21 protein-coding genes are annotated in these 25,237 nt (G+C 64.0%); 13 read left to right on the top strand and 8 right to left on the bottom strand.

Annotation, left to right across the window (positions count from 1 at the left end; all coding sequences use genetic code 11):
- Positions 1-12: 12 nt before the first annotated feature.
- Positions 13-1,575 carry an SUMF1/EgtB/PvdO family nonheme iron enzyme gene (locus RAD15_RS16540; protein ID WP_458179199.1) on the bottom strand — a complete coding sequence of 521 codons (1,563 nt, stop codon included), beginning with the start codon at positions 1,573-1,575 and terminating at the stop codon, positions 13-15.
- Between the two features lie 307 nt (positions 1,576-1,882).
- A complete protein-coding gene (locus RAD15_RS16545) occupies positions 1,883-2,452 on the bottom strand; it encodes an STM3941 family protein (RefSeq protein WP_458179200.1) in 570 nt (189 codons plus the stop codon).
- A gap of 207 nt (positions 2,453-2,659) precedes the next feature.
- Here RAD15_RS16545 and RAD15_RS16550 point away from each other — a divergent pair, with 207 nt between their 5' ends.
- The 6 genes from RAD15_RS16550 to RAD15_RS16575 all read left to right on the top strand — a co-directional run bounded on the left by RAD15_RS16550 (position 2,660) and on the right by RAD15_RS16575 (position 5,479).
- Complete coding sequence (locus tag RAD15_RS16550) at positions 2,660-3,283, top strand: hypothetical protein (RefSeq protein ID WP_458179201.1); 624 nt, start codon at positions 2,660-2,662, stop codon at positions 3,281-3,283.
- Positions 3,284-3,311: 28 nt separating this feature from the next.
- Positions 3,312-3,761 (top strand): DsrE family protein, encoded by a 450-nt coding sequence (locus RAD15_RS16555; protein WP_458179202.1) that lies wholly within the window; start codon positions 3,312-3,314, stop codon positions 3,759-3,761.
- 258 nt (positions 3,762-4,019) lie between these two features.
- A complete protein-coding gene (locus tag RAD15_RS16560; protein ID WP_458179203.1) occupies positions 4,020-4,343 on the top strand; it encodes an ArsR/SmtB family transcription factor in 324 nt (107 codons plus the stop codon).
- Positions 4,340-4,771 carry an SRPBCC family protein gene (locus RAD15_RS16565; protein WP_458179204.1) on the top strand — a complete coding sequence of 144 codons (432 nt, stop codon included), beginning with the start codon at positions 4,340-4,342 and terminating at the stop codon, positions 4,769-4,771. Before RAD15_RS16560 ends, RAD15_RS16565 begins: the two co-directional genes overlap by 4 nt.
- A gap of 47 nt (positions 4,772-4,818) precedes the next feature.
- The gene (locus RAD15_RS16570) at positions 4,819-5,022 is read left to right on the top strand and encodes a hypothetical protein (RefSeq protein ID WP_458179205.1); all 204 of its coding nucleotides are present in this window, start codon (positions 4,819-4,821) and stop codon (positions 5,020-5,022) included.
- A 13-nt stretch (positions 5,023-5,035) separates the two neighbouring features.
- Complete coding sequence (locus tag RAD15_RS16575; protein WP_458179206.1) at positions 5,036-5,479, top strand: DUF1801 domain-containing protein; 444 nt, start codon at positions 5,036-5,038, stop codon at positions 5,477-5,479.
- A 265-nt stretch (positions 5,480-5,744) separates the two neighbouring features.
- On the opposite strand, the gene RAD15_RS16580 is transcribed toward RAD15_RS16575, so the two are convergent.
- The 4 genes from RAD15_RS16580 to RAD15_RS16595 all read right to left on the bottom strand — a co-directional run bounded on the left by RAD15_RS16580 (position 5,745) and on the right by RAD15_RS16595 (position 11,484).
- Positions 5,745-7,283: a SpoVR family protein gene (locus tag RAD15_RS16580; protein WP_458179207.1), complete on the bottom strand. Its 1,539-nt coding sequence runs from the start codon at positions 7,281-7,283 to the stop codon at positions 5,745-5,747.
- Complete coding sequence (locus RAD15_RS16585; protein ID WP_458179414.1) at positions 7,280-8,557, bottom strand: YeaH/YhbH family protein; 1,278 nt, start codon at positions 8,555-8,557, stop codon at positions 7,280-7,282. The genes RAD15_RS16580 and RAD15_RS16585 overlap by 4 nt, the downstream gene beginning before the upstream one ends.
- A 31-nt stretch (positions 8,558-8,588) precedes the next feature.
- Complete coding sequence (locus RAD15_RS16590) at positions 8,589-10,532, bottom strand: PrkA family serine protein kinase (protein ID WP_458179208.1); 1,944 nt, start codon at positions 10,530-10,532, stop codon at positions 8,589-8,591.
- 298 nt (positions 10,533-10,830) lie between these two features.
- Entirely contained in the window at positions 10,831-11,484 is a 654-nt protein-coding gene (locus tag RAD15_RS16595) for an STM3941 family protein (RefSeq protein ID WP_458179209.1), read from the bottom strand.
- Between the two features lie 300 nt (positions 11,485-11,784).
- Here RAD15_RS16595 and RAD15_RS16600 point away from each other — a divergent pair, with 300 nt between their 5' ends.
- Genes RAD15_RS16600 through RAD15_RS16625 form a run of 6 tightly spaced genes read left to right on the top strand, consistent with a single transcriptional unit; the run spans position 11,785 to position 19,286 of the window.
- Positions 11,785-14,634 (top strand): bifunctional transaldolase/phosoglucose isomerase, encoded by a 2,850-nt coding sequence (locus RAD15_RS16600; protein ID WP_458179210.1) that lies wholly within the window; start codon positions 11,785-11,787, stop codon positions 14,632-14,634.
- A 13-nt stretch (positions 14,635-14,647) separates the two neighbouring features.
- Positions 14,648-15,646, top strand: a complete 999-nt coding sequence (gnd, locus tag RAD15_RS16605; RefSeq protein ID WP_458179211.1) for a phosphogluconate dehydrogenase (NAD(+)-dependent, decarboxylating) — start codon at positions 14,648-14,650, stop codon at positions 15,644-15,646.
- 28 nt (positions 15,647-15,674) lie between these two features.
- Entirely contained in the window at positions 15,675-17,186 is a 1,512-nt protein-coding gene (zwf, locus tag RAD15_RS16610) for a glucose-6-phosphate dehydrogenase (protein ID WP_458179212.1), read from the top strand.
- On the top strand, positions 17,186-17,935 hold the full coding sequence (pgl, locus tag RAD15_RS16615) for a 6-phosphogluconolactonase (RefSeq protein ID WP_458179213.1): 750 nt from the start codon (positions 17,186-17,188) through the stop codon (positions 17,933-17,935). The genes zwf and pgl overlap by 1 nt, the downstream gene beginning before the upstream one ends.
- A complete protein-coding gene (locus RAD15_RS16620) occupies positions 17,922-18,452 on the top strand; it encodes a gluconokinase (RefSeq protein WP_458179214.1) in 531 nt (176 codons plus the stop codon). The genes pgl and RAD15_RS16620 overlap by 14 nt, the downstream gene beginning before the upstream one ends.
- Positions 18,453-18,473: 21 nt before the next feature.
- Positions 18,474-19,286 (top strand): HAD family hydrolase, encoded by an 813-nt coding sequence (locus tag RAD15_RS16625; RefSeq protein WP_458179215.1) that lies wholly within the window; start codon positions 18,474-18,476, stop codon positions 19,284-19,286.
- A gap of 4 nt (positions 19,287-19,290) precedes the next feature.
- Here the strand turns inward: RAD15_RS16625 and RAD15_RS16630 are convergent, their stop codons facing one another.
- Both RAD15_RS16630 and malQ read right to left on the bottom strand, forming a co-directional pair.
- Positions 19,291-21,090: a glycoside hydrolase family 15 protein gene (locus RAD15_RS16630; protein WP_458179216.1), complete on the bottom strand. Its 1,800-nt coding sequence runs from the start codon at positions 21,088-21,090 to the stop codon at positions 19,291-19,293.
- A gap of 29 nt (positions 21,091-21,119) precedes the next feature.
- Positions 21,120-23,081 (bottom strand): 4-alpha-glucanotransferase, encoded by a 1,962-nt coding sequence (gene malQ / locus RAD15_RS16635; RefSeq protein ID WP_458179217.1) that lies wholly within the window; start codon positions 23,079-23,081, stop codon positions 21,120-21,122.
- A 204-nt stretch (positions 23,082-23,285) separates the two neighbouring features.
- On the opposite strand from malQ, the gene RAD15_RS16640 reads away from it, so the two are divergent.
- On the top strand, positions 23,286-25,232 hold the full coding sequence (locus RAD15_RS16640) for a maltotransferase domain-containing protein (protein ID WP_458179218.1): 1,947 nt from the start codon (positions 23,286-23,288) through the stop codon (positions 25,230-25,232).
- Positions 25,233-25,237 lie beyond the last annotated feature (5 nt).

Genomic DNA, 25,237 nt, shown 5'->3' on the forward strand with positions numbered 1-25,237 from the left:
CCACTCCAGCACTTACGGACTAAGCGCGACGCGGAATCCATGCGTGGGATAACGGACATTGGTGTCGTAACCATCGCGGTTGGATGGCCGCACATATCGCGAATCGTTCTTCCAGGAGCCTGAGCGCAGGACGTGCGAGGAGCAGTCGGCGCCGGTCCATGCCGAGCCGTCGCCGGGCGCGCCTTGATAGCTCTTGTGCCAGCAATCCTCGACCCACTGGTCGATCCCGCCGCCCATGTCGTACAGGCCGAACGGGTTTGGCTTGAAGCTGCCGACCTTCGTCGGCTGCTCGCTGGCGAGGTTGCCGCAATCCTTGCAGCCGGCCATGCCCGGCTGCAGCTTGTCACCCCACCAATACTTGCTCTGCGTTCCGCCGCGCGCCGCGTACTCCCATTCGGCTTCGCTCGGAAGCCGATACGGCTTCTTCGTCGCCTGGGAGAGATACGCCACATATTGTTGCGCGTCGGTCCAGCTCACATTGCTGACCGGCGCGTCGTCTTTGCCGGTGGCCGTGAAGGAGCACGCCTTTGCATCGGCGCATTCGTTCCACTCCTGCACGGTCACCGGATATTTGCCGATCGAGAACGGCTTGATCGTGACCTGGTGGACCGGGCGCTCCGTCGGATCGTCATTGCTTCCCATGGCTAAGCTGCCGCCGCGAACGGCGATCATCTCGGGTTCTCGGACCGCCGTCACCGATGGAGCGGATGCCGGAGATGGTGAAGGCGATGCGGCGGGCGATGGCGTCGTGGTGGGTAACGGCGGAGCCGCGGGTGCAGCTTGAGGCGCCGGTACCGCCGGTCGCGGTAACGATGGAACGGATTGCGGCATCGGCGAAGCTGACGGCGCCGCGGGAGGAGCGGCAGCCTGTTGCCCCACCTGGCTGCGGTGCTGCACCAGCACGTACCAAAGCACGTAGCCGGCGATCACCAGCAATGCCATGATCAGAAGAAAGAGCAGGACGCTCTCGCGCCGGCCGCGCGTCCTGCCGACTGCGTCTGCGTCCGGCAGCACGCGATAGACCCGCACCGGATCGGTGATGTTCTTGACCTTGCGGTCTCCGAGCGATTCATAGCCGCATACGACCTTGTGCTTGATCTGCTCGTAGATCGCACCCGAGATATAGACCTGACCGGGCTCCGCGATGCCTTCGATGCGTGTGGCGATGTTGACGCCGTCGCCGTAGACATCGTCCGGCTCCACGATGACGTCGCCGAGATTGACGCCAATCCGGTATTCGAGCCGTGAATGCTTGGGAAGCGGGGCGTTGCGGCCGAGGAGATTCTGCTGGATGACGATGCTGCATCGAACGGCCTCGACCGGGCTATCGAAGATGGCGATAAAGCCGTCGCCCGTCGTCTTCACCAGCGTGCCATGGTGCTCGACGATGCTGGGCTGGATGATATCCCGCTCGATCCGCTTGACGCGGACATGCGTTCCCTCCTCGTCGGCCTGCATGATGCGACTGTAGGAAGCGATGTCGCCGACAATGATCGCCGCGAGACGACGAGGCATGGGGCCATGTGGAGGCGGCCCGTCCTGATTTCCGGATCTGAAGTTGCGAATTTCGCCCATTGCGGGGACTCCACGCGCGACGAGAGGCGGCCCCACTCTACGACTGCCAAGAGCAATCGCCTGTGAAGGCTATCACATCGACGAATGGGGACAATGTCGAATGACTGACGGCATCGAGTTCCCAAAAAACGAAGGCCCGTGCCGATTGAACCTTCCTGGCTTGAGGTTCGACTAAAGCCGCACATGGAACCAGGCCGCCTCGCTTCGCTCTGCGCGTGGAAGCGAGTTGAACGCGTCACGCATGCGGCGACTGCCAACACGCAGTGTTTCGTGAAAGCAATGCTGTCCGCCTCGACTGCGGCCTGGACTAGCTGACGGGCTCTGGCTCCGTCACGGGACGGGCCGTATATGCCAGCCGTCCGGCCGTCCAGTATTGCTTGCAGGTCTCGAACAGCGTTTCGCCGTCCATGGTCAGGCCGCCCGTGACGAGCACGCCGTCCGCGCCAATGGGCTTGTTCAGCAGCGACAAGACGCGCTTCAGAAAGCCGCCTTCGAACCGCTCGGCGAGAAGAGGATCGACCTGAAGAACGACGATCTTCTGGCTGCGATAGCGAAAGATCGAGATGTCCCTCACCGATCTCCACGAGATGGTGTCATCGGCGATCCTGGTGTCGCGAATGCCGACACGGGTGATGAAGAGGACCGGCTCCCTGGCGGAGATCAACGTCCAGAGCGTCTTGCAGGTGGCGAAGCCGAAAAACACGATGCCGAAATAACAGAGCGCGATCTGGATCGTGGCGATGTCCTTGCTAGAGTGCCAGCTGAATGCGAGCGCGCCGCACAGCAGCGTCGCCAACAGGCCGGCTCCCAACAACTTGAACAGCCGCGCAAGGGAATAGCCAATCGCAAGGTTGGGCAAGTTCTGACTTACGGACATTTCGACCGCCACCGGTCATCTGCAACAACCAGGGGTTTACCAACGCCCCTCCTTCGAAATTGTTAAGACGGGAACCTTGCGCGGGGCTGCCCGCAAGGCGTGGGGCCAGCAGTGCTTGAACGCGCCGTTCGCCGCCTGCGACTAACAGCCAGTCCGCCCCCGCCTGCGCGTTGCGGGTTGACGGTGGTTCACGTGCCCGGTGCGATCATGAAGCTTGCTCTTTTCCTGCCGCTCGTCCTTGCCGCCTTCGCCGGCATCGCTCACGCCGACGAGGCCGACAAGGTCCGGGAGACCACGAAGGCCGAAGCGGAGGCCTTCACGGCGCGAGTCTATGCGGGGGCGCCTGGCGACAAGGCCTATGCCTGCTTCGTCCGGCGCTACGACGCCGAGCATCTGGCGCACCACCCCAAGCAGAAGGTCGCGTCCATGAAGCTGCTGATCTCGGCGGAGACCGACAAGGAGGACAAGCAGCTGCACAATTCGTTCCGCCTTGGCTTCCGCTATCGCCATCGCAGCGGCGATTTCGACTCCAGCGGGTCGTGCGGCAGCCACGCGGTGCTTCTCAGTCAGGGCGACGAAGTCCGCATGGGCTGCGGCGTCGACTGCGAGGGCGGCGGCATCGAAGTGGGGCTGTCCAAGGACGACAAGTCGGCGATCATCCGCCTCGTGCAGATCCGGGTCTGGCAGAACAACAAGCCGGATGACGACGCCGAGCGGTCGCTGGTCGCCGGCGCCGACGACAAGATCTTCCGGCTTGGTCGCACCGACACCAGCGAGTGCGCCTCGCTCGTGACCGACCGCAAGGAACTCGCCGCGCTCCGTCACAAATGATATGTCTCCTGAGGTTAGGGAGATCGCCATGAACCGCCGGAACATCTTGTGGAGCGCCGTATCCGCGCTCGGAGCTGCGTTTGGCGCCTCCAGCGCGAAAGCCGCGACCGAGGCCGCGCCGTCGAACAAGCTCAAGGTGGTCTATCACCTCAGCGACGCCGAGAAGGTCAATTTCGTGCTCGGCAACATCCAGAACCACATCGACGGCGTCGGTGGCCCCGACCACGTCACGATCGCGCTCGTGATCCACGGGCCGGCGCTGAAGGCGTTTCACTGGGCGCAGGCCAACCCTGACATCAGCAAGCGCGTCGGCGATTTCTCCAAGGACGGCGTCGAGCTCTCCGCCTGCGGCAACACGATGAAGGCGCAGAACGTCACGCTGACGGATCTGCTGCCGGGCTTCGTCAGCGCGGAAAAGGGCGGCGTGGTCCGGTTGGCCGAGTTGCAGTCGCAGGGGTATCTGTATTTGCGCCCGTAGATCACGTCGGTAACCGCGGAGGTGGTGCGCTCGCTCGCCCGCTTGCGGGGGAGGGTTGGGGAGAGGTGTCTCCACAATCGAGAGCCCCCAAGAGGAAAGAACCCTCACCCGGCGCTTCGCGCCGACCTCTCCCGCAAGCGGGAGAGGTAAGAGGAGCCCGCGGAGCCTCCTTCCAAACCAATCCTCCCACCGCTCTTGACTTATCTATAACTCTACAGTTATGAGTTTATCCATAACTCTTGAGTTATGGATTTTGGCATGTCCACCGCCCCCGACCTCCTGTTCCGAACGCTCGCCGATCCCACCCGGCGGGCACTCTTCGAGCGGCTGTGCCGCGAGGGCGAGCAGACGGTCGGGGCACTGACGGCGCAGTCGGGCGTTTCCCAGCCGGCGGTCTCGAAACATCTCGGCGCGCTGAAGCAGGCGGGCCTCGTGCGCGACCGGCATGAGGGGCGCCAGACCCATTACAGCGCGCAGCCCGGCGCGCTCAATCCGCTGCTCGACTGGACCAGCCAGATGACCGGGTTCTGGCAGAACCGGCTCGACGCACTCGACGATCTCCTGAAGAGGATGGACCAATGAACGAAGCCGTGACCGAAAAACGCTCAGTCGTCATCGAGCGCGAATTTGCCTTTCCGGCCGAGCGGATCTGGCGCGCGCTGACGCAGCCGCATCTGATCGAGGAATGGCTGATGAAGAACGACTTCAAACCCGTGATCGGCCATCGCTTCAATCTGCGGGGCGAATGGGGCGGCGTGCTGGACTGCGAGGTGCTCACCATCGAGCCGCAGAAGACGCTCGCCTACACCTGGAACTTCTCGCATGAGGACGCGGCGTTCGATCTGAAAAGCGTCGTGACCTTCACGCTGACGCCGACGGGCGCGGGCACGCATCTGCGCGTCGAGCAGGCGGGTTTCAGCCCGACGCAGAAGCAGGCTTTTGGCGGCGCGCATGCGGGCTGGAAGCAGTTTCTCACCAAGCTGGACGAGCTGCTGGCGCGGCCGGATTGAGCGCGCCGCCAGCCGTCCATTTCAAAAATTTTCAAGAGGAGGTCCCAATGAACTCGAACATGTGGATTCGGCAGATTCACCGCTGGCTTTCGATCGCTTTCACGCTCGCCGTCGTCGCGAACATCGTCGCAATGACCATGCAGCTTCAGGCCATGTGGATTGGCTTCCTGGCGCTCGTTCCGCTGATCCCGCTGCTGGCGACCGGGCTCTATCTGTTCGCGCTGCCCTATGTCAGTCGCAGCAACGCGTGAGCGAGGCAAGATCGTGAAGAAAGCCGTGACGACGAAGAAGGCCGGTGCAAAGGACGCGAGCAGCGCGTCGCCCTCCAAGATGATCGACGGCCGGATCAGGGAGCTCGGCGACTGGCGCGGCGAGATGCTGGGGCGGATCCGCGGCCTGATCAAGCAGGCTGATCCTGACGTGATCGAAGAGTGGAAATGGCGCGGCGTTCCCGTCTGGGAGCACGACGGCATCATCTGCACCGGCGAGACCTACAAGGCCGTGGTGAAGATGACCTTTGCCAAAGGCGCCGCGCTGGATGATCCGACTGGCCTGTTCAACTCCAGCCTCGACGGCAATGTGCGGCGCGCGATCGATATTCGCGAAGGCGATGAGATCAACGAGAAAGCGTTGAAGGCGCTGATCCGCGCGGCGGTGGAATTGAACGCGTCGAAGGTGAAGAAGAAGCCCGTAAAGCGCTCGGCATAGAACAGCCGCAGTGCAGTGCCTTCCTTCTCCCCTTGTGGGAGAAGGTGGCATAGGCGGCCTCCGGCCGCCGGCCGCCGTTCTTAAGAACGCCGAAGCAAAGCTTCGGCTATGGCGCCGGATGAGGGGTCTCTATCGGCAGGGGAAGGCGTGGAGAGATACCCCTCACCCAAGTGAGCTTGTGTCTGCCGTCGTCGCTGCCCTCTCCCACAAGGGGCGAGGGCACATCAACGCACATCTCGCCTTATTGCCCGCATAGCCGACAGCCTCAGGCCACCGCCGCCGGGATCGGGCGCGGGCTCACGACATATTCGCGCAGGACCTTGTCGTTGGCATCGACCTCGATCAGCGCGACGTCGTAGGTCCAGAGATCGGCCAGATGCTGCAGCACGCGCTTGGCGTCGGTCTCGTTGAGCTGCGCGCCCTTGATGACGTGGTGATGCAGAACCAGCCGGCGGTCGCCGGAGAGATCGACGTCGACCACCTCGATATTGGCGTCGATGTAGCCGACATCGTGCTGCCGCGCCAGCTCGCGCCGCACGCGACGGAAGCCGCGCTCGTCGTGGATGGCATCGACCCTGATGCCGGCGCGCTCCTCGGGATCGTCGTGCAGATGGAACATGCGGAGTTGCCGCATCAATTTGGGGCTCAGGAACTGGCCGATGAAGCTCTCGTCGCGGTAGTTGGCCCAGACGTCGCGCAGCACGCCCATCACGTCGTTCTTGCCGGCGATGTCGGGGAACCATTCGCGGTCCTCGTCTTCCGGATTGGTGACGATGCGCTCGATGTCCTGCATCATGGCGAAGCCGAGCGCATAGGGGTTGAAGCCCGAGAAGCGCGGATCGTCGAATTCAGGCTGGAACACCACGTTGGTGTGCGATCCCAGGAATTCGAGGAAGTTGCCGTCGGTGATGCGGCCCTGCTGGTGCAGCTGGGTCATGATGCGATAGTGGACGTAGGTCGCCGTCCCCTCGTTCATCACTTTGGTCTGGCTCTGCGGATAGAAATACTGCGCGATGTGGCGGACGATGCGCAAGAGCTCGCGCTGCCAGGGCGCCAGCCGCGGCGCGCTCTTCTCCAGGAAGTAGAGCAGGTTCTCCTGCGGCAGGCTGAGCAGCTTGCGGCGCCGCTCGATGCTGAGCGCCGCGCGGGTCTTGGACGCCCCCTTGGGCACGGTACGCCAGAGGTCGTTGAAGACCTCCTCCTCGTGCTGGCGGCGGCGCCCTGCCCGCTTCTCCTCGGCGCGCAGGTCAAGCTTCTTCTTGCCGGGATAGCGGTCGATGCCATGCGACATCAGCGCATGCGCGGCATCGAGCGTACGCTCGACCTCGACGCGGCCGTAGCGCTCCTCGCATTGCATGACATACGTCTTGGCGAAGTCGAGATAATCCAGGATGCCGTCGGCGTCGGTCCACTGCTTGAACAGATAGTTGTTCTTGAAGAAGTGGTTGTGGCCGAAGGCGGCGTGCGCGATCACCAGCGTCTGCATCGTCGCCGTGTTCTCCTCCATGAGGTAGGAGATGCAAGGCGAGGAATTGATCACGATCTCATAGGCGAGCCCCATCAGACCCTTGCGATAGGACGCTTCGTGGAACGCGAATTGCTTGCCGAACGACCAGTGCTTGTAGAACAGCGGCATGCCGACGGACGAGTAGGCGTCCAGCATCTGCTCGGCGGTGATGACCTCGATCTGGTTCGGATAGACGTCGAGCCCGAGATCCTTTATCGCCACCGCCTCGCAGGCATCGGTGATGCGCTGCAAGGTGTGAAAATCCCAATCGGCGCCCTCGAACAATCGTTCCGTCATGGAGCGGCTTTCTCCTGAACAGTATCGCGGCGCTGGAACAGGTCGTGGAACACCGGGAAGATCTCGCTGCGTTCGCTGACCTTGCGCATCGAGAGCGGTGCGCCGCTGTTGCGCAAGCGCTCATAGAGGGTCCAGAGCGAGGAGTCGGAGAGATCGAAGGCACTGCCGCCTGATTCCCCGACCTCGAGATAGGCAAAGAACTGGCAGACCGGCAGGATCTTGTCGGTCAGCAGGAGCCCGGTGAGCTCGCCGTCGGAATAGGAATTGTCGCCGTCGGAGGCCTGCGCGGCATAGATATTCCAGTCCGACGGGTTGAAGCGCTCGCGCACGATCTCGTGCATCGCCTGCAGCGCGCTGGAGACCAGCGTACCGCCCGAGGCCGGGCCGTAGAAGAAGGTCTGCTCGTCGACTTCCTCGGCACGGTCGGTGTGGCGGATGAAGACGATCTCGACATGCTTGTAGCGGCGCTTCAGGAAGACGTAGAGCAGCATGTAGAAACGCTTGGCCAGATCCTTCATGTGCTCGGACATCGAGCCGGAGACGTCCATCAGGCAGAACATCACCGCCTGCGCCACGGGCTTGGGCACCGTCTCGAAGCGGCGGTAGCGGATGTCGAGCGGATCGATGAAGGGAATGCGCTTGGACTTCGCCTTCAGCTTCTCGAGCTGGGCGAGAAGCTCCACGCGCTCGTCCTCGTCCGTACACGCGGCGATCGCGGCTTCCAGCTCCTCGATCTCCTCCTTGCGGGGACGCTTGAGCGCGATGCGGCGCGCAAGCGCGAGCCGCACCGTCCGGCTCACCGAAATATTGGCCGGCGAGCCTGACGTGGTGTAGCCGGCGCGCTGGATGCCCTCGCTCTCGGTCTGAGCGATCTTGCGCTTGGCGAGATCCGGCAGCTCGAGATCGTCGAGGAAGAGATCGACGAACTCGTCGCGGCTCAGCACGAAGCGGAAGGCGTCCTCGCTGTCGCCCTCGCCCGGACCGGAATCCTTGGCGCTGCCCTGGCCCGAGCGCTGGAGATAGTCGCCCTCGATGAACTTCTTGTTGCCGGGCAGCACCATGTCGCGCGTTCCGCCTTCACGGCGGAAGCGCGGCTCGTGCATCCCGTCGAGCGGTATGGTGACCTCACCACCCTCCAGGACGTCCTTGATGTCGCGTTCCTGCGAGGTCTTCTTGACGGCGCCCTGCACCAGGGATTTGGCCCGACGCAAGAACCGCTGGCGGTTCTCAAGACTCTTGCCGCCTGGATTCAGGCGCCTGTCAATAATGTGAATGGGCACTGTACCATTCGCCTCCCATCCCGCCTCAACCGGCCTGCTTCACACGCATGTACCATTCGACGAGCCGGCGAACCTGACGCTCGGTGTAGCCGCGCTCCACCATGCGTGCGACGAACTCGCCGTGCTTCTTCTCCGTCTCGCCGTCCTTCTTCGACCCGAAGGAGATGACCGGAAGCAGGTCCTCGACCTGGGAGAATATCCGCTTTTCGATCACGTCGCGAATCTTCTCGTAGGAGGTCCAGGTCGGATTCTTGCCCCCGTTCTGAGCGCGGGACCGTAACGAGAATTTGACGACCTCGTTGCGGAAGTCCTTGGGGTTGGCGATGCCCGCCGGCTTCTCGATTTTCGTCAGTTCCTGGTTCAAAAGCTCGCGATCCAGCAGCTGGCCGGTGTCAGGATCCTTGAAATCCTGATCCTCGATCCAGGCATCGGCATAATCGACGTAGCGGTCGAACAGATTCTGGCCGTAATCCGAGTAGGATTCCAGATAAGCCTTCTGGATCTCGTTACCGATGAACTCGGCGTAGCGCGGCGCCAGATCCGCCTTGATGAATTCGAGGTAGCGCTTCTCGACTTCCTCGGGCAGCTGCTCGCGGCGGATCGACTGCTCCAGCGCGTACATCAGGTGCACGGCGTCGGCGGCGACTTCCTGCGGATCGTGGTTGAAGGTCGCGGCCAGGATCTTGAAGGCAAAGCGGGTGGAGACGCCGTCCATGCCCTCGTCGACGCCGGCGGCATCGCGGTATTCCTGCACGCTGCGCGCCTTCGGATCGGATTCCTTCAGGCTTTCGCCGTCGTAAACCCGCATCTTGGCGAACACCGTGGAATTCTCGTGCTTGCGCAGGCGCGACATCACCGAGAACCGCGCCAGCGTCTCCAGCGTCGAGGGCGCACACGGCGCGGCCGCGAGCTCGGAACCCTGGATCAGCTTCTCGTAGATCTTCTGCTCCTCCGTGATCCGCAGGCAATAGGGCACCTTGATCACGCAGATGCGGTCGATGAAGGCCTCGTTGTTCTTGTTGGCCTTGAAGCTCGACCACTCCGCCTCGTTGGAGTGCGCGAGAATGACGCCGGTAAAGGGAATGGCGCCGATATTCTCGGTGCCGATGTAGTTGCCTTCCTGCGTCGCGGTCAGCAGCGGGTGCAGCATCTTGATCGGCGCCTTGAACATCTCGACGAATTCAAGGATGCCCTGGTTGGCGCGATTGAGGCCGCCGGAATAGCTGTAGGCGTCGGGATCGTTCTGCGCGTAGGTCTCGAGCTTGCGGATGTCGACCTTGCCAACCAGCGAGGAGATGTCCTGGTTGTTCTCGTCACCGGGCTCGGTCTTGGAGACCGCGATCTGGCGCAGCCGCGACGGCTGGATCTTGGCGACACGGAATTGCGAGATGTCGCCGCCGAAGGCTTCGAGGCGCTTGTAGCACCACGGGCTCATCAGGCCGGTGAGGCGCCGGCGCGGAATGCCGTATTTCTCTTCCAGCATCGGCCCGAGATGATCGGGATCGAACAGGCTGAGCGGGCTTTCGAACACGGGCGAGAGTTCATCGCCCGCCTTGAGCACGTAGATCGGCTGCACTTCCATCAGCGACTTCAGCCGCTCGGCGAGCGAGGATTTGCCGCCGCCGACCGGGCCGAGCAGATAGAGGATCTGCTTGCGCTCTTCGAGACCCTGCGCCGCGTGGCGGAAGAAACCGACGATGCGCTCGATGGTTTCTTCCATGCCGTAGAACCCGGCGAAGGCCGGATAGGTACGGATCGTACGGTTCAAAAAAATACGGCCAAGGCGGGTATCCTTGGCCGTGTCAATCGTCTGGGGGTCACCGATCGCTGCTAGCAGTCGCTCGGCCGCGTTCGCGTATTTCATGGGATCGCTTCGACACGATTCCAGATATTCCGCCATCGACATGTCGTGCTGGCTTCTCGCCTCGAACGACCGAGCGAAAGCGTTGAATAGAGAATCGTTATACATGATCCCTCTCCGCGTGAGTTCCGCTACAAGCTGAAACGAAAGCAGTTACCGGACCGTTCCTCAGGCCGTTTCGAATCAGCGTGAGCACATGACGATCATTGGACACCCTGGGGCCAACTCGACGCAACGCACAACGTAGGCACTCGCTGAGTTACGAACAGGCACATGCCCGTAATTTGTGCGAATCTATGTCTATATTGGCTCATTTCCAGAAAATGTCACTCGCTCGCAACATCCGGGCATTACCGGGGATGAGGCTCATCCGGCGCCGCAGCATAGCGATCCGCGAGCGGCGATCTTATGACCCTTGTACGGCGAAGCCTTGCTTGCCGTGTTCATCTTCCTGCTGCAATGCGGCGCGCGGACTGCCGGCAGCGGCGTGACGGTCGCGGCAAGCGCGCAGCAGTGTGTCAAAATCGGTCGCCAGCCCCTCCGACCGGATGACGATGCGATCGTCCCGCACGCAACGGGCCAAGGCGCGGATCGTGCAAAGCTGCCGCTGCAGGGCCGGCGTCGGCGTCAGCACGATCATCTTGCGGCCGCGGTGTTCTTCAGCCGAAATCTCCGCAATGGAGTCCCAGAGCAGAAATTCATTGCCGATACGGAGGTCGCGGATGCCGTAGGGGGTGACGACCACCACCGGCCCCCGCTCGGCCGGGAGCATCCAGATCAGCCGGCTGGTCAGCAGGGCGAACAGCACGACGCCGACATAGCCGACCACCGTATCGTAGTCGCCGAGACCATCCCACCAGTCGAACGCGAGGCTTGCGCTGAGCAGGGTCATGGCAAAGCCGGCCCCGACCAGCAGCCGCATCAGGGTCGTACACGGACTGATTTCGAGGTCATGGAACGTGTCGGTGCATCCGGCCGGCGCGGCCGATCGCGGACCGTCGGCGACGGCGAGCGCCAGGCCGTCACGATGTGCGTGCATGCTTTCCCCCAGCATGGCCATTCGCGACCAAGTCACGATGCATCAGGCGAACCGGAATCCGCCGACCGGCGCTCCGCAGCCACTGGCGACGAAGCAAAGCAGCCGATACGCAACGACACCCGAGCCGAATTCTCACGGCCACGCCTTTTACGGAACACAACTCCACCGCCTGGATCGCCATGATCGCGACGGAGTTACACTGGAAGGTATGACGCCCATACCCTTGATTGGTTCCCTCAAGGAAGCATGTAAGCTAGAGGATAGCGCGTCAGGACCGGCGCGGAAACCCCTCGCCCGCAGGCTTGGAGATAAATAAGCATCATGAATCCCGTCAAAGAACTGGAAAAGCACGGACAAGCCGTCTGGCTGGACTTCCTCGCCCGTGGCTTCATCGCCAAGGGCGACCTGAAACGGTTGATCGAGACCGATGGCGTCAAGGGCGTCACCTCCAATCCGTCCATCTTCGAAAAGGCGATCGGCAGCTCGGACGAGTATGACGCGCCCATCGGCAAGGCGCTGAAGCGCGGCGATCGGTCGGTCGCCGACCTGTTCGAGGCCGTCGCGGTCGAGGACATCCAGAACGCGGCCGACGTGCTCCGTCCGGTCTATGACCGCCTCAAGGGCGGCGACGGCTATGTCAGCCTCGAAGTCTCGCCTTATTTGGCAATGGACACCGCCGGCACGGTCGCCGAGGCGCGGCGGCTCTGGAAGGACGTCAATCGCAAGAACCTGATGGTGAAGGTGCCGGCGACGCCGGAGGGCCTGCCGGCGATCGAGCAGCTCATCGGCGACGGCATCAGCATCAACATCACGCTGCTGTTCTCCAAGGCGGTCTACCTGGAGGTCGCCGAGGCCTATCTCGCCGGTCTGGAGAAATACGTCGCAGGCGGCGGCGATCCGTCGCATGTCGCCAGCGTCGCGAGCTTCTTCGTCAGCCGCATCGATTCCGTCGTCGACAAGCAGCTCGACGACAAGATCGCCCGCGCCAACGATCCGTCCGAGAAGGAGCGGCTCGCCGCGCTCAAGGGCAAGGTCGCGATCGCCAACGCCAAGGTCGCCTACCAGGACTACAAGCGCCTGTTCTCCGGCCCGCGCTGGGAGAAGCTCGCCGCCAAGGGCGCCAAGCCGCAACGCATGCTGTGGGCCTCGACCGGCACCAAGAACAAGGATTACAGCGACGTCCTCTATGTCGAGGAGCTGATCGGCCCCGACACCGTCAACACGGTGCCGCCGGCGACGCTGGATGCGTTCCGCGACCACGGCAAACCGCGCGACAGCCTGGAAGAGAATGTCGACGACGCCCGCCGCGTGCTGGAGGAACTGGAGCGCTCGGGCATTTCGCTCGATGCCATCACCGAGGAGCTCGTCAAGGACGGCGTCAAGCTGTTCGCCGACGCCGCCGACAAGCTCTACGGCGCCGTCGCCCACAAGCGCGCCACCGTGCTCGGGCCGGCAATCGACCGCCAGCTCCTGTCGCTCGGCGATGGGCTCGGCAAGGCGGTGGCCAAGAGCACCGAGGAATGGCGGGCGTCCGCCAAGATCCGCAGGCTCTGGCAGCGCGACAAGTCGGTCTGGACCGGCGCGGACGAGAACAAATGGCTGGGCTGGCTCGACAGCGCGGCAAAAGCCGACGTCGCCGACTACGAGGACTATGCGGGGCGCGTGAAGGGGCAGAAGTTCTCCGACGCCGTCGTGCTCGGCATGGGCGGATCGAGCCTCGGACCCGAGGTGCTGGCCGAGACTTTTGGGAAAAAGTCCGGCTTCCCGAAGCTGCATGTGCTTGACTCCACCGACCCGGCGCAGGTGCGGGCCATGGAAGCCAGGATCGACATCGCCAACACCGTGTTCATCGTGTCCAGCAAGTCCGGCGGCACCACCGAGCCGAACGCGATGAAGGACTATTTCCATGAACGCGTGGCGCAGGCGGTCGGCCCCAAGGTGAAGACCGGCCATCGATTCATCGCGGTCACCGATCCCGGCTCGTCGCTGGAGAAGGCGGCGAAGAAGCTGAACTATGCGCGCATCTTCCATGGCGAGCCCTCGATCGGCGGCCGCTATTCGGTGCTGTCGCCGTTCGGCCTCGTGCCGGCGGCAACCGCCGGCATCGACGTCAAGACCTTCGTCAAGCATGCGCTGGCGATGGCCCGCTCCTGCGGGCCGGACGTGCCGCCGAGTGAGAACCCCGGCGTGCAGCTCGGCCTCGCCATGGGTCTCGCGGGCCTCGAAGGCCGCGACAAGGTGACGATCCTGTCGTCAGAGAAGATCGCCGATTTCGGCGCCTGGGCCGAGCAGTTGATCGCGGAATCAACCGGCAAGGAGGGCAAGGGCCTGATCCCGATCGACGGCGAGCCGCTGGGCGATCCTTCGGTCTATGGCAACGACCGGTTCTTCATCGACATCCGCATCGAAGGCGAAGCCGATGCCGCACACGACTCGCAGCTTGCCGCGATCGAAGCCGCCGGCCATCCCGTCGTGCGTATCGTCATGAAGTCGATCGACCATCTCGGTCAGGAGTTCTTCCGTTTCGAGATGGCGACGGCCGTGGCAGGCAGCATCCTCGGCATCAACCCGTTCGACCAGCCCGACGTGGAAGCGGCCAAGATCAAGACCCGCGAGCTCACGGCCTCGTTCGAGAAGACCGGCGCATTGCCGGCGGAGCAGCCGGTGGTGAGCACCGATGAGGCCGATCTCTACACCGACGAGGCCAACGCCACGGCGCTGCGCGCCGCCGGCGCCAACGGCGACCTCACCTCGTGGCTGAAGGCGCATCTGTCGCGCTCGGGCGACGGCGACTACGTCGCGCTGCTCGGCTACATCGCGCGCGACAAGGCCACGATCGACGCGCTCCAGGCCATGCGGCTCGAGGTGCGCGAGAAGCGTCAGGTCGCGACCTGCGCCGAATTCGGTCCGCGCTTCCTGCACTCGACCGGTCAGGCCTACAAGGGCGGGCCCGACAGCGGCGTGTTCCTCCAGATCACCGCCGACGATGCCAAGGACCTTGCGGTGCCCGGCCAGAAAGCGAGCTTCGGCGTGATCAAGGCGGCGCAGGCACGCGGCGATTTCGACGTGCTCACCGAGCGCGGCCGGCGTGCGCTCCGCGTCCACCTCAAGGGCGGGCTCAAGAAAGGTCTCGCGGCGCTCAATGCCGCGCTCAACGACGCACTGAATTAAGGGAATCTCTCACATGCAACTCGGCATGATCGGCCTCGGCCGGATGGGCGGCAACATCGTTCGCCGCCTGATGCGCCAGGGACATTCGACCGTGGTCTATGACAAGGACGCCAAGGCCGTCGCGGGCCTTGCCGCGGACGGTGCCGTGGGCTCTGCGACGCTCGAGGAATTCATCTCGAAGCTCGAACGGCCGCGCACGGCCTGGGTGATGCTGCCGGCCGGCCACATCACCGAGACCACGATCGACACGATCGCGGGCGTGATGCAGGAAGGCGACGTCATCATCGACGGCGGCAACACCTTCTGGCAGGACGACGTCCGCCGCGGCAAGGCGCTGAAGGCGCGCGGCATTCATTATGTCGACGTCGGCACCTCCGGCGGCGTCTGGGGCCTCGACCGCGGCTATTGCATGATGATCGGCGGCGAGAAGCAGGTGGTCGACCGGCTCGATCCGATCTTCGCCGCGCTCGCGCCCGGTGCCGGCGACATTCCGCGCACGGAGGGACGCGACGGACGCGATCCCCGCATCGAGCAGGGCTATATTCATGCCGGCCCGGTCGGCGCCGGCCACTTCGTGAAAATGATCCACAACGGCATCGAATACGGCCTGATGCAGGCCTATGCCGAAGGTTTTGACATCCTCAAGAACGCCAATATCGAGGCGCTGCCTGCTGATCATCGTTACGATTTCGATCTCGCCGACATCGCCGAGGTGTGGCGGCGCGGCTCGGTGATCCCGTCCTGGCTGCTCGACCTCACCTCGACCGCGCTGGCCGACAGCCCGCAGCTCGCGGAATATTCCGGCTTCGTGGAGGATTCCGGCGAAGGACGCTGGACCGTGAACGCGGCGATCGACGAGGCCGTGCCGGCGGAGGTTTTGACCGCGGCACTCTACACACGTTTCCGTTCCCGTCAGGAACACACCTTCGCCGAAAAAATTCTCTCCGCGATGCGCGCGGGGTTCGGCGGCCACAAGGAGCCGAAGCAGCCGGATGCTTCGAAGCCCAAATAAGACGCAGCAAAACGAAGGCCGATCGTTCGTGACAAAAGACCCGCAAGCCAAGCGCAAGCCGGAAAATTGCGCCTTCGTCATCTTTGGCGTGACCGGAGACCTCACCCACCGCCTGGTGATGCCCTCGCTCTACAATCTGGCGGCCGAGCACCTGTTGCCGGAAAAGTTCTGCGTCGTCGGCGTGGCCCGCAGGGGTCAGTCGGATGACGAACTGCGCAACAGCCTGTTGAAGGGACTGCGCCAGTTCGCGACCCGTCCCGTGGACGACGACATCGCGAAGAAGCTGCTGGAATGCGTGACCTTCGTCGAGGCCGATCCGAACGATCCCCCCTCCTTCGATCGCCTGCGCGAACATCTGGATTCGCTGGAATGCGCGCAGGACACCGGCGGCAACCGGCTGTTCTATCTGGCAACGCCGCCCACTGCGTTCGCACCGACGGCGCGCGAGCTCGGCCGCACCGGCATGATGAAGGAGAATGGCGCCTGGCGGCGGCTGGTGATCGAAAAGCCGTTCGGCACCGACCTCGCCTCGGCCAAGGCGCTGAACGCCGAGTTGCTGAAGATCATGGACGAGCACCAGATCTACCGGATCGATCATTATCTCGGCAAGGAGACCGTGCAGAACATCCTGGTGCTGCGCTTTGCCAACGGCATGTTCGAGCCGATCTGGAATCGCAACCACATCGACCACATCCAGATCACGGTGGAGGAGAAGCTCGGCGTCGGCCATCGCGGCGGCTTCTATGATGCCACCGGCGCGCTGCGCGACATGGTGCCGAACCATCTGTTCCAGCTGATGTCGCTGGTCGCCATGGAGCCCCCTGCGCGGTTCGACGCGCATTCGGTGCGCTCCGAGAAGGCCGACGTGCTCACCTCGATCCAGCAGCCAAGCCAGGAAGAGGCGCTGAAAAATTCGGTGCGCGCACAATATCTGGCGGGCCGCATCGGCGACGACGCGATCACGGATTATCGCAAGACCGAGGACGTCAAGCCCGGCAGCACCACCGAGACCTTTGTCGCGCTGAAGCTGATGATCGACAATTGGCGCTGGGCCGGCGTTCCCTTCTACTTGCGCACCGGCAAGGCGCTGGGTCACAAGCGCACTGAGGTCGCGATCAAGTTCAAGCAGGCGCCGCTGTCGATGTTTTCAGGCACGGACATCGACCGCCTGTCGCAGAATTTCCTGACCATCGGCATCGCGCCGACGGAGACCATCGAGCTGCAGTTCAACGCCAAGATCCCGGGGCCGAGCATCACCATCGACGGCGTCGAGATGAAATTCCGCTACGGTGACTATTTCCGCGCCGATCCCTCGACCGGCTACGAGACGCTGATCTATGACTGCATGATCGGCGACAACATCCTGTTTCAGCGCGCCGACGGCATCGAGGCCGGGTGGCAGGCCGTGCAGCCCTTCCTGGACGCCTGGAAGACCGCCGGCACCAACGGCATCGAGACCTATCAGGCCGGCAGCGACGGCCCGGCCTGCGCCGACGAGCTGCTGCGGCGCGACGGACGAAGCTGGCGGAAGTTCTCGTGATGGCTGCGGCCGACACGCCGAAGCTGATCGTCGCGGCCGACGCCGAGGCCCTGGCACAGGCCGCCGCCGAACGGGTGATGGCGCGGATCGACGCCAACCCCGACCGCATTGCGATCTGCCTGACCGGCGGCTCCAGCCCGAAAAAGCTCTATCAATTGCTCGGCAGCGACGCCTGGCGTGGCAGGATCCCGTGGGACCGCGTGCACTGGTTCATCGGCGACGAGCGTTTCGTCTCCGAGAGCGATCCCCTCAACAATATGGCGGTCGCGCGCGCGACTTTTCTCGATCGCAGCGCGCCCGCCGGCCATATCCATCCGATCCCGACGACGGCTGAAAATCCGGATCAAGGCGCCGCCGCCTATGCGCGCGAGCTGCAGGCCTTCTACGGCGCTGAAAGCCTCGATCCGGCACGGCCGCTGTTCGACATGGTCCTGATGGGCGCGGGCCCGGACGGTCACACCGCCTCGCTCTTCCCGGGCTACCCCGCGATCGAGGAGACCGAGCGCTGGGTGGTGGGCGTGCCCAAAGCCAATGTCGCGCCTTTCGTGCCGCGGATCTCGCTCACCCTGCCCGCTCTGGCCGCCTGCCGCGAAATGCTGTTCGAGATTGCCGGGCACGACAAGCAGCCGATCTTGACGCGCCTGCTCAATGGCGAGAATCTGCCGGCTGTACGCGCGCGCTCGAATGGTGAGACCGTCTGGCTGGTCGACCAGGCCGCGCTTTCGGAGGAAATTCGTGGCGGGCGTTGAAGCACCTTGTGCGTTGATCGTGATGGGCGTGTCGGGTTCGGGCAAGAGCACGGTTGCGGAAGCACTCGGCGAACGGCTCGGCTGGCGCTTCGAGGACGGCGACAGCTTTCACCCCGCCGGCAATGTCGCGAAGATGCGGGCTGGTCATCCCCTCACCGACGAGGACCGCTGGCCCTGGCTCAACGCCATCGCCGACGAGATCGAGCGGGTGTGCAAGAGCGGCGGGCATGTCATCATCGCCTGTTCGGCGCTGAAGCACACCTATCGTGACGTGCTGCTGCGCGGACGCGACGACGTCCGCTTCGTCTTCCTGAAGGGCACCAAGGAGCTGATCGCCGAACGGCTCGCGCTGCGCAAGGGCCATTTCATGCCGCCGGAGCTGCTGACAAGCCAGTTCAACACGCTGGAAGCACCGGAGGTGGGCGAGCACGTCGTCACCGTCTCGATCGACGAATCCGTCGAGGCGATCGTGGACGGCGTGGTGCGGCAGCTGAAACTGGGCGGAACGAAACGCTGAGGCCAAAAACAGGGTCCTGCCATGACGAAAATCTCCCTTGTGGTGTCCGACGTCGACGGAACGCTGCTGACCAAGGACAAGACGCTAACCGAGCGCGCGAGAAGCGTAGTGCAGAGGCTGCACCAGGCCGGCATCGGCTTCACGATCACCTCCAGCCGCCCCGCGATCGGCATGCGTTTCCTGATCGAGCCGCTGGCGCTTTGGCTGCCGGTCGGTCCCTTCAACGGCTCCTCGATCGTCGATCCCGAGATGAGGCCGGTCGAGCAGCACCTGATCCCGGCGAGCGCGGCCGAGCGGTCCCTGAAGATCCTGCGCGAGTTCGGCGCCGACATCTGGCTGTTCACCACCGACAAATGGCTGATCGATAATCCCGATGGTAAATACGTCGCGCATGAGCAGCACACGATCCGCTCCGACCCGACCATCGTGACGGACTTCTCGCCTTATCTCGCGAGCGCCTGCAAGATCGTCGGCGCCAGCGCCGATGCCGCCGGGCTCGAGCGTTGCGAAAAGGCGATGCAGGAAGCGCTCGGCGTTGAGGCGACAGCCGTGCGCTCGCAGACCTATTATCTCGACATCACCCCGCCCGGATTCGACAAGGGCACATTCGTGCAGGCGATGGCCAAGCGCCTCGACATTGCGACCGACGCGGTCGCCACCATCGGCGATATGCAGAACGACCTCGCCATGTTCCGCGTCAGCGGCGTCTCGATCGCGATGGGCAACGCCACCGACAACGTCAAGGACCAGGCCACCCACGTCACCGCGAGCAACGAGCAGGACGGCTTTGCGGAGGCGATGGAGATGATCTTGAAGCGGAATGGGGTGGGCTAAGTCACTACTTCGACCGCTGCACCGCCGGCTTCTCGCTCTCCTGCCTTGCCGCCGACAAATTGTGCGCCGTGTTGATCAGCGCGATGTGGGTCAGCGCCTGCGGGAAATTGCCGGTCTGGCGCCGGGCGGTTGAGTCATATTCTTCGGCCAATAGCCCGACATCGTTCGCAATGCCCACCACACGATCGAACAAGACTTGCGCCTTGTCGAGATCACCCGACAGCACGTAGGCATCGGCGAGCCACAGGCTGCAGGCCAGGAACGCGCCTTCGAGCGGCGGCTGCCCCGCGGGCAGCTCGCGCGGATCGTGCCGCAGCACGAAACCGTCGCGCATCAGGCATTTCTCGACAGAAGCGATGGTGCCGCGGATACGCGGGTCCGATGGCGGCAGGAAGCCGACGGCCGGCAGCAGCAGCACGCTGGCATCGAGCAATTTCGAGCCGTAGGATTCGACGAAGGCGTTTTCCTCCGCGGCAAAGCCCCTGTTGCAGACGTCGCGATGAATGGCCTCGCGCAGGGTGCGCCAATGCAGCAGCGGCGCCTTGAAGCCAAAGGTCTCGGCGCTCTTGATGCCGCGATCGAAGGCGACCCAGGCCATGACCTTCGAGAAGACGTAATGCCTGGGCTGACCGCGCCGCTCCCAGATGCCGTGATCGGGCTGGTCCCAGACCTCTGCGAGATGGTTGAGCACGTTGCATTCCAGCGCCCAGCTCTCTTCGTCGAGCTTGAGCTTGGCCATGCGCGACTGGTGGAACGCGTCGATCAACTCGCCATAGACGTCGAGCTGGAGCTGCGCATGCGCGGCATTGCCGACGCGCACCGGCTGGGCGCCCTCATAGCCGTCGAGCCAGCCCGCCTCCCATTCCAGCAGCCGCCGCTGCCCCCAGATGCCGTACATGATCTGCATGTTCGCCGGCGAGCCGGCAGCGGCGCGCAAGAGCCAATTGTGCCAGGCGGAGGCTTCCTCGGTATAGCCCGAGTTCATCAATGCCAGCAGCGTGAAGGTGGCATCGCGCAGCCAACAGAAGCGGTAGTCCCAGTTCCTGCCGCCCCCGAGTTTCTCCGGCAGGGAGGTGGTGGGCGCCGCGACGATGCCGCCGGTGGGAGCGAAGGTCAGCGCCTTCAGCGTGATCAGGGACCGCACGACGAGATCGTGATAGTCGCCGTCGCGGGTGCAATGACCGCACCATTCCTGCCAGAATTTCTCGGTCTCCTCGAGCGCGAGCTCGGGGTCGATCGGCGCGGGCGGATCGAGATGCGAGGGGCCATAGGTCAACACGAACGGCACAGTCTCGCCGGCCCCGACCTCGAATTCTGCAATTGTGGTCAGGTCCTCGCCGCGGGTCTTGACCGGCGTGCGCAGCACCGTCATGTCCTGGCCGCAGATCGCGAGCAGCGAATGATCCATCCGCCGCACCCAGGGAATGTCCACGCCGAAGCCGAAGCGGATGACGAGCTCCATCCGCATCTTCACCGTGCCATCAACGCCGCGCACCAGCCGCACGATGTCGGATGCCTTGCCGCGCGGCGGCATGAAATCGATCAGCGCAACCGTGCCGCTTTTCGTTTCGAGACGCGTTTCCAGGATGAGCGTGTTGCCGAGATAGCGGCGCGAGGTCGCGGTAACGTTCTCGGCCGGTGCGATCAGCCAGCGTCCATTCCGGTGCGTGCCGAGGAGCGCGGCAAAGCAGGCGTCGGAATCGAAGGCCGGCCAGCACAGCCAGTCGATCGAGCCGTTGCGCCCGACCAGCGCCGCGGTCTCGCAATCGCCGATCAGCGCATAGTCTTCGATCCTCTGAGACAATGTTTTCCGAGCCCGGGAGGCCCCGGCGATTAACTCCCGCCGGGCAGCGAACGTTCCCGCGTCGCGGCCTTCAAGGCCGCGAGGTCGACCTTGCCCGCGATCTTGTCGAGCGCGACCGGAAGGCGCTGGCGCCAGTTCGGATGCTCGTCGATCGTGCCGGGAATGTTGGGCTGGTCGATCACGCCGAGCAGATCCTCCATGGACACCGCGAGCAGCCGGGACGGCGTGCGCGACAGGAAGGCGAGCACGGAATAGAGGTCGTTGGCGTTGATGCCGTTCTGCTGCAAAATCTCGTCGAGCCTGCCGAGCGCGTCCCAGCGCGCCTGGTCGTCCTCGCCGGGATCGAGCCCGAGCGAGCGCTTCATCTTGAGGTCGCTGAAGGATCGCCAGCCGGCATAGGTCGACAGATCATGCGTGTTCAGCGTAACCAGCGCATTGGGCCGGTAGTGGTCGATATTGCGGAAATGGCCGCCATCGTCGCGCTCGAACATCATGACGAGATAGGACCAGATGCCGAAATCCTGCATGGTCTCGCGAAAACCTTCCGGCACGGTGCCGAGGTCCTCGCCGATCACGATGCATTTATTGGCCGCGCTCTCCCGCGCCACCGCCGCAAGCAGCGCCTCGAACGGCATCTGCACATAGGCGCCGTTGTCCGGCTTGAAGCCGCGTGGCACGAGATAAAGCCGCTTCAGGCCGAGCACATGATCGAGCCTGATGGCGCCGGCATGGCGCATCGACGCCGCCAGCATGTCGGCGAACGGCACGAAGGACTGGGCTTCGAGGCCGCCGGCGTTGAAGCCGGCGAGGCCCCAGTCCTGGCCGATGGTGTTGAGCACGTCGGGCGGCGCGCCGACGGCGAGATGGCGGGAAATCGCCGTCTGCTCGTTCCAGGCATCGAAGCCGTTGGACTGCACACCGACGGCGACGTCGAGATAGAGCCCGACCCGCATGCCGAGTTGGCCGGCGAGTTCCTTGGCGGCATGCAGCTGGCTGTCAGCCGTCCATTGCACGAATTCGACGAACTCGACCTCGCGCTTATCGGGGCCATTGCGCAGCCCGGCGCATTTGGTCGCATCCGGCTGCTGCCATTCCACCGGCCATTCCCACCAGGGCCCGGTGAAGCGATGGCGCAGCACCTCGAAACAGGCAAAGCGTGACAACAGCGGCGCGCGCGCCGCGCGGAATGCGTCGAACTCCTTGCGGCGCGCCTCGCTCGCGCTTGTCACGAAGCTGTTATAGGCAGCGCGCAGGCCCAGCCATTTCAGCGCCGCCGTGTCGGCATAGGGCACACGGTCGCCCTCGCGCAGCCGCGCGGCGGTCGCGGCTGCGTCGGGCACGAGATCCGGCGAGAATTCGGGAATCGCCTCGACGTCGATATAGAGCGGGTTGAGGAACAGCCGGCTGTTCGGCGAGTACGGGCTGCAATCGGCCGGGTGGTCGTCGAACAACACATGCAGCGGATTGAGGCCGACGCCGTCGGCCCCGAGCTGCTTGGCGAGCCGGACAAGGCCGGCCAGGTCGGTGAAATCGCCGATGCCCCAGTTGCGGTCCGAACGGACGCTGTAGAGCTGCACGGCGAGCAGCCAGCCGCGGTCGAAATCGCCGCCGAAGGCGCGCTCGGGCGCCACGATCATCGGCACCTCTTCCGTCACACCTTCGGCATCAGTCAGGGTCAAACGGTGATAACCAAGCGGCAGGCCGGCGGGCCAGGCGATCACGGGTTCGCGCGTCGCGCCTTGCGCGATCACATCGCCGTTTGCGGTCAATTTCCATTGCAGGGGCGGGGCGCCTGTTGTCACCAATTCGGTGCGCGGATGTCCCAGCGCCCGAACCACGACCGGCCCGCTGACGAAGCGGTAGACCCGTTTCTCCGGCAGGGCATCGAGGATAGACTTGAGGGCCACGGGGTCGGTGACCCGCAGCTTTCCGAGGGCATCGACGAATTCGGACTGAACGCCCTTGATCCGGGCTTGAGCTAAAAGATCCATTCGGCACGCAGCTTGCAGGCCATTGTTTGGCCGGGGGCATCGATTTTAACGAGGTCGCGGAAGAGGTTAGTCAAGGGTAACTCGCAAACCGCGCCTGCTGTTCCCAGGGGAACCAATGACACACAAGCGGCTTTCTATAGTGGTACCAAGCGTAGGTTCCCGACAAGGGAAACGGGCTCCTGCTTTCTTGTCAATGGCATCACCGTGAACAAGACAATTCAAACTGTCGAGAGTGCCGCAGCCGGCAGCGCTTTCCTCGTCGAGGACGTCTATCCCTCGATCGACGGCGGCCGTTTCGCCGTGAAGCGGATCGCGGGCGAACGGGTCGAGGTCTGGGCCGACGTCTATCGCGACGGCGACGCCGTGGTCGGTGCCGCGCTGATCTGGCGCCGCGAGCAGGACCGGGACTGGCAGAGCGAGCCGATGATCCATCACGGCAATGACCGCTGGTGCGGCGCGTTCACCCCCGTCGAGCCGGGCCAATATGTCTACGCCATCGAAGCGTGGACCGACGAATTCGCCACCTGGTCGCACGGCGTCGCGCGCAAGCAGCGCTCAGGCGCCGATGTCAGCCTCGATGCGATCGAGGGCGCCGGCCTGCTGACCAAGGCGCACGGCGCGCGGCAGGACGCCGCGGCCGTCATCGTCAGGCAATGCGAGGATTATCTGAGGAACGGCGACGTCGCTTCGCTGCTGGCAACCGAGCTGGGCAAAGCCATGGCCGAGAGCCAGTCGCGGCCCGACCTGACGCGCTCGGCTCCCTTCCCGCTCATCATCGACCGCGACAAGGCGCGCTTTGGTGCCTGGTATCAGATGATGCCACGCAGCCAGAGCCCGATCGCCGACCAGCACGGCACGCTCCGCGACTGCATCGCGCGCGTGCCCGACATCGCCGCGATGGGCTTTGACGTGCTCTACTTCACGCCGGTCCACCCGATCGGCCACACCCGCCGCAAGGGCCGCAACAACGCGCCGGTGGCAAGCGACGGCGATCCTGGCTCGCCCTATGCGATCGGCGCCGCCGAGGGCGGACACGATGCGCTGCATCCCGAACTCGGCACCATCGAGGACTTTCGGGCGCTGGTCGCAACCTGCCTGGAGTACGGCCTTGAACTCGCGCTCGACTTCGCCGTGCAGTGTTCGCCGGACCATCCCTGGCTGACGCAGCATCCGGAATGGTTCAAGTGGCGGCCGGACCGCTCGGTGCGGACGGCGGATGGCCCCTATTCGGACATCGTCATCCCCGATTTCAACTCCGTCGACAGGGTCGGGCTGTGGAACGCGTTCCGCGATGCCATGCTGTTCTGGATCGATCATGGTGTCACCATTTTCGCCATCGACAATCACGACACCGCGCCGCTTGCGTTCTGGGAGTGGCTGATCAGCGACATCCGCCGCCGGCACCCCGAGGTGATCCTGTTCTCAAAAACCTTCACCCGTCCGAAGCTGATGAAGGGCCTCGCCAAGCTCGGCTTTGCGCAATCCTTCACCTATTTCCCCTGGCGCACCTCGAGGTGGGAGCTGGAGCAATATCTCGGCGAACTCACGCGCTACCCAGAGCGGGACTTTTATCGCCCGAACTTGTTCGTGAGCACGCCCGACCTGCTGCCCTATCATCTCCAGAGCGACGAGCCGTGGGCGTTCAAGTCGCGCGTTGCACTGGCGGCGACACTATCGGGCAGCTTCGGCATCTACAGCGGATTCGAACTGCTGGAGCACCAGGCAATCCCCGGCCATGAGGAATATCTTGATTCCGAGAAATACCAGATCAGGCAGCGCGACTGGAACAAGCCCGGCAGCATCAAGCCTGACATCACCGAGCTCAATCGCATCCGCAACGAAAACCCGGCGCTTCAGCAAACCGCGAACTTGCGTTTCCTCGGCATCGAAGACGGCGAGACGATCGCCTTCATCAAGGAGGCTGTCGATCCCGCCAACACGGTCGTGGTCGTGATCGCGCTCTCGCGCCATGCGCGCGAATTCTGGCTGCCGCTCGGCGACGTCACGGTTGACGCCGGCGGGCAGCCACACCATGTCACCACGCTCGAAAACCTCATCACCGGCGAGCAGTCCCGCGTCGAATGGGGCGGGATCAGGTTGCGTATCGATCCCGACTGCGATCCGGCGCTCTTGTTCCGCTGCCTGGCGTAGGGGGT

It is taken from the genome of Bradyrhizobium sp. 14AA, from assembly GCF_054185205.1.